We start from the raw sequence: 5,033 nt of genomic DNA, 5'->3' as shown, positions 1-5,033 counted from the left end.
GCCCGTGCGCTAATCGATGTCGCCTACCGCAAGCGCAGAGCTTGCATCGCGCCCGACGAAGAAGCCTCGAAAGAAGCCGCGCGCCAGGACGGTGGCCCAAAAGAGCCGCGCGCGCCGTTGGAGAAGCCGTAGGGCTCCGTCGGCAGACCGATCGGAAGCGTATTGAGCCGTCCGTCACCGTTGCGGTCGTGATAGGCCATTATCGCATACCGCCCCGGCGGAAGGTCCGCGAACGTCGCCCGTGCAGCCGGTTGCGTCACCTCGATCACGGCCCGACGCACAGGCGCTTTCCGCGCCCGCCAGGCCGCATCGCTGTCGAAGACCGCGACGACCAGCGAGCCGCGAGGCTCCAGGGCCTCCGCGAGCACCGTCAGGCCCGCCGCTTCTGAGGGGCCGGCAGACGCGACGAGCATGCCGCACAGAGTGACGAGGCGTACGAGATTGCGTCGGGACATCGACGCCACGCTAGCACGAGCCGCTGCGACCCTCACGCCGCGCTCGGCCGCGCCTCCTGCACCAGCAGCGCGTGGATGGCGTCGGCGCTGCGCGCCTTACGCAGATGCTCCCGCAACTCCGCGTGCCGCAGCAGCCGCGACACCCGCGCCAGGGCCCGCAGGTGCTCTGCCCCCGCGTTCGGCGGGGCGAATAGGGCGAAGACGAGGTCGACGGGTTGGTCGTCGATAGCCTCGAACTCGATCGGCTGCTCCAGGCGCACGAAGACGCCGCGCATGCGCTCGACGCCATCGAGGCGGGCGTGGGGGGCGGCGACGCCGTGGCCGACGCCGGTGGAGCTGGCCTGCTCGCGCTCCATCAGCGCGTCGAACACCTTGGCCGCGTCCAGGCCCAGGTTGCGGGCCGCCAGGTCCGCGATGCGTGAAAGCGCCTGACGCTTGTCAGCCGCCTTCACGCGGATCGCGATGGCGTTCCGGTCCAGGATGTCGCCGATCTGCAAACTCATAGCTCTGCCCAGTCCAGCCGCCCAATCTGCGGCGGAACGCGCGGCGAGCCTTAAGGGTTCGCTGCGGCGCTCTCCGCCCCGTTCCCGCTCCCGTTCACGGACTTTGCGCGTTCGGGGTCGATCCAGCCGATATTTCCGTCGGGGCGGCGATATACCACGGACAATCCGCCGTGCGCGGCGTTCCTGAACACGATTGTGGGAGAATCGGTCAAGTCCAGTTCGGCCGCCGCCATCGAAACGGTCAGCGTCCGGATCGGGCGTTCCATCTCGGCGATGACGACCGGTTCGGGGTGGTCGGCGCCGCCCTCCTCCTCGTCGTCCTCCTCCTCCTCGATGCCGACGTCCGGATTGGCCGTCTGCAGCACGAAGTATGCGGTGGTCTCGGCCTGTTTGGCCTGGGCCTGGATGTGGTGGTCCTTCAGTTTGCGCTTGTAGCGGCGGATGCGTTTCTCCATCCGCTCGCGCGCCGCGTCGAAGGCGGAATGGGCGTCGCCGCCGACCCCGTGGGTCTGCAGGTGCGCGCCCGAGGCCAGGGTGACGGCGCAGTCGACCTTGAAGGAATGACCTTCGCGGCTGACCACCACGTCGGCGCCCCCGCCTCTATCGAAATACCTCCCGATGCTGGTGGAAAGTTCGTCGGAGACCCGCGTACGCAGGGAATCGCCGACATCGACATGCTTGCCGGTGACAGAGACTTGCATGGGCCAATCAACGCGCCCGGCCCGGTATGGTGTCAAGCGGCGCCGAAAAGATGCAGCAGCTTCTGCACAGCCAGCACGACGGCGCCCGCCATCAGCGCCAGGACGCCTACACTAATGGCCGCCAGCAGGTAGCCGATCAGCGCCAGGACGCCGTCGCGCTGGACCAGCGACAGGGCCAGCACCCCGACCGCCGCAGCCGGCAGCATGTTGGCCCCGAAGATCGGCAGGATCAGCACCAGGGCCAGCAGGGTGCAGACGACGCCGATCATCCGATCGCCCACCGGCCCGAACATGAACGGCAGCCGGGGGCGGGAGAACCGCTCGGCCCGCTCCACGAAGGGCAGCATGCGCCCGAAGGTGGCGGCCAGCGCCGCGCCGGTGATCTTGCGGCTGGCCAGGCCCCTTGGGATCCAGGGCGCCTGGACGCCGAGGGCCACCTGCGGCGCCAGCAACACCAGCGGCGCTCCGAGCACCGTCGAGGAGCCTGGCGGCAGCGGCAGCAGGTTGGGGGTGGAGAACAGGAACAGCACCGCGCCGAAGGCGCGCCGGCCGAACCGGCGCACGATCTGGCCGATGGTCATCTCGGCCTCCGGGTCGGCGCACAGTTCGCGCAGTATCGCCGAGATGCTGGCGGTCTTGTCCGTCTCGGGATCGGCCATCGATACTCCGGCCGGCGGCGGCCACTGTCGCGCGGGCCCAGTTGCATCGCGCGCCCCGTTCGTCTAAGGCCCAGCCATGGCTCGTCAAGCGACCAAGCGCACGATTAAGACCATCACGCCTCGGGGCGTGGGGGTTTGTGCGCGCGCCTAGGCGCTCCACCCCACCGACCCCGCCGGCAGGACGGGGTCGCTTCCAGAACGAGAAGAACCCGCCTCCCGGCTGAACAGCCCAAGGAGACAGGTTCAGATGCTTCAATCCCCAGGACTTCAGGCCGGCCAGCGGGCCGCCAACGTCGCCATCGTCGGCGCCACCGGCGCGGTGGGCGTCGAGCTGATCGGCTGCCTGCAGCGGCGCGGCTTCCCCACCGCCTCCCTGCGCCTCCTGGCCTCCGAACGCTCGGCCGGCCGGCGGATCGGCGAGCATGTGGTGGAGGCGGTCTCGCTGGACGCCTTCGCCGGCGTGGACGTGGCCTTCTTCTCGGCCGGCGCCGGCGTCAGCCGGGCCTACGCGCCGATCGCGGCGGCCCAGGGCGCGCTGGTGGTCGACAACTCCTCGGCCTTCCGGATGGACCCGAACGTCGCCCTGGTGGTGCCGGAAGTGAACGCTGGCGACCTGCCGGCCGGGCCGGGCATCGTCGCCAACCCCAATTGCGTGACCGCCGTCTCGGTGATGGCGCTCGGGCCGCTCAGGGCGCTCGGCGGGATCACCCGGGTGATCGGCGCGACCTACCAGTCGGCGTCCGGGGCCGGGGCTGCGGCCATGGACGAGCTGACCGCCTCCACCGCCGCCCAGCTGGCCGGCCAAGCCTTCGCGCCCAAGGTCCTGCCGCACCCCTACGCCTTCAACCTGTTCAGCCACAACGCCGCGGTGGATCCGCAAAGCGGCTACAACGGCGAGGAGGAGAAGGTGATGGCCGAGCACCGCAAGATCCTCGGCCTGCCGGACCTGCGGATCAGCTTCACCTGCATCCGCGTGCCAGTGCTGCGGGCCCACTCCATGGCGCTGAGCGTCGAGTTCGACCGGCCGGTCTCGCCCGAGGCGGCGCGGGAGATCCTGGCCGCCGCGCCGGGCGTGCGCGTCGTCGACGACCGGGCCGGCAACCACTTCCCGATGCCCGTGGAGGCCTCGGGCGAGGACGACGTCCTGGTCGGCCGCATCCGCCAGGACCTCAGCGATCCTGAGGGCCGGACGCTCGCCCTGTTCCTTTCCGGCGACCAGCTGCTGCGGGGCGCGGCCCTCAACGCCGTGCTGATCGCCGAGCGCCTCTGGCGCTGACCCGGACACCTCTCCCGCATCGGCGGGAGAGGCGAAGGGGGCGGCCGGCCCCGCGCGCGATTGGAACCCTGCCCAGGGCCTTCGGCCGCCCCCTTCAACTTCCCACCCCTTCAGGGGAGGACCGACGATGCGAAGCATCGCGAGGTGGGGGAGTATCGAAACTGCAGGGAGCTGGTCGGCAAGCGCCACGCCAGCGCGGGATTTGCCCACCCGTCCGCTTCGCTCCGCTCGCGGCCACCCTCCCCTGAGGGGGAGGGAAGCTACACCCCGTCCTTCATCAGCCGGCGGCGTTCGACCGAGGAGGGGATGCGCATCGCCTCGCGGTATTTGGCGACGGTGCGGCGGGCGATGTCGACGCCCGCCTCCTTTAGGATCTCGACGATGCGGTCGTCGGAATGGACCTCCGCGCCGGCGGTCTCGGCCTCGATCAGCTGCTTGATCTTGTGGCGCACGGCCTCGGCGGAGTGGGCCTCGCCGTCGCCGGTGGAATTGATCGAGGAGGTGAAAAAGAACTTCAGCTCGAAGAGGCCGCGCGGCGTGGCCATGTACTTGTTGGACGTCACCCGGCTGACGGTGGACTCGTGCATGCCGATGGCCTCGGCGACAGTCTTCAGGTTCAGCGGACGCAGGTGCTCGACACCGAAGGCCATGAAGCCGTCCTGCTGGCGGACGATCTCGGAGGCGACCTTGAGGATGGTGCGGGCTCGCTGGTCGAGGCTCTTCACCAGCCAGTTGGCGCTGGCCAGGCAGTCGGAGACGAACACCTTCTCCTGATCGGAACGAGCAACCGCGCTGACTTTGGCATGGTAGCGCTGGTCGACCAGCAGCCGCGGCAGGGTCTCGGAGTTGAGCTCCACGTGCCACAGGCCGCCGGGGCCTTCGCGCACGAAGACGTCGGGGGCCACCGGCTGCACCGGCTCGGAGCCGAAGGCGGCGCCGGGCCTAGGCGTCAGGGCCCGGATCTCACCGATCATCTCCTTCAGGTCCTCGTCGTCGACGCCGCAGACGCGGCGCAGGCCCGCCAGGTCCCGGCGGGCGAGGAGGTCGAGGTTGGCGACCATGGCCGCCATGGCCGGATCGTACCGGTCGCGGTCCTTCAGCTGCAGCGCCAGGCATTCGGCGACGTCGCGGGCGAACACGCCCACCGGCTCGAAACCCTGCAGGACGGTCAGGACGCTCTCGAGGAACTCCAGGCTGCAGCCGAGCCGCTCGGCGACCTCGGAGAGGTCGGCCCGCAGGTATCCGCCCTCGTCCACCGCGTCGATCAGCACGACCGCGGCGGCCGCCTCAGCGGGGGCGAGGCCCGCGACGGAGAGCTGGTCGTGCAGATGCTCGGCGAGCGTCTTCTCCCGCGTCAGGGCGCCTTCCAGACCCTCGATGTCCAGCTCGCCGCCCCGGCCCGCGCGCGACCAGTCGATGGCGCCCCCGGCGTCGGGGGG

The 5,033-nt window shown here is 70.4% G+C and carries 6 protein-coding genes; 1 reads left to right on the top strand and 5 read right to left on the bottom strand.

Translation table 11 applies throughout. The annotated features are described in order from the left end of the window. Positions 1–23: 23 nt before the first annotated feature. The 4 genes from VHK87_RS16935 to VHK87_RS16920 are packed head-to-tail and all read right to left on the bottom strand — an operon-like array spanning position 24 to position 2,318. Positions 24–455 (bottom strand): DUF2141 domain-containing protein, encoded by a 432-nt coding sequence (locus VHK87_RS16935; RefSeq protein WP_329636062.1) that lies wholly within the window; start codon positions 453–455, stop codon positions 24–26. A gap of 32 nt (positions 456–487) precedes the next feature. After that, on the bottom strand, positions 488–952 hold the full coding sequence (gene ptsN / locus VHK87_RS16930; RefSeq protein WP_329636063.1) for a PTS IIA-like nitrogen regulatory protein PtsN: 465 nt from the start codon (positions 950–952) through the stop codon (positions 488–490). Positions 953–1,008: 56 nt separating this feature from the next. Further along, positions 1,009–1,659, bottom strand: a complete 651-nt coding sequence (gene hpf / locus VHK87_RS16925) for a ribosome hibernation-promoting factor, HPF/YfiA family (RefSeq protein ID WP_329636061.1) — start codon at positions 1,657–1,659, stop codon at positions 1,009–1,011. A gap of 32 nt (positions 1,660–1,691) precedes the next feature. Beyond that, entirely contained in the window at positions 1,692–2,318 is a 627-nt protein-coding gene (locus tag VHK87_RS16920) for an exopolysaccharide biosynthesis protein (protein WP_329636060.1), read from the bottom strand. A 247-nt stretch (positions 2,319–2,565) separates the two neighbouring features. On the opposite strand from VHK87_RS16920, the gene VHK87_RS16915 reads away from it, so the two are divergent. Then, positions 2,566–3,594 (top strand): aspartate-semialdehyde dehydrogenase, encoded by a 1,029-nt coding sequence (locus VHK87_RS16915; RefSeq protein ID WP_329636059.1) that lies wholly within the window; start codon positions 2,566–2,568, stop codon positions 3,592–3,594. Positions 3,595–3,854: 260 nt separating this feature from the next. Here VHK87_RS16915 and rpoN read toward each other — a convergent pair. Beyond that, on the bottom strand, positions 3,855–5,033 hold a 1,179-nt coding region (rpoN, locus tag VHK87_RS16910), incomplete at its 5' end, for an RNA polymerase factor sigma-54 (RefSeq protein WP_329636058.1).

Source organism: Phenylobacterium sp. (genome assembly GCF_036263695.1).
Taxonomy (GTDB): Bacteria; Pseudomonadota; Alphaproteobacteria; order Caulobacterales; family Caulobacteraceae; genus Phenylobacterium.
Note: the sequence above shows the minus strand (reverse complement) of the source record. Positions and strands in the feature narration are given on the sequence as shown.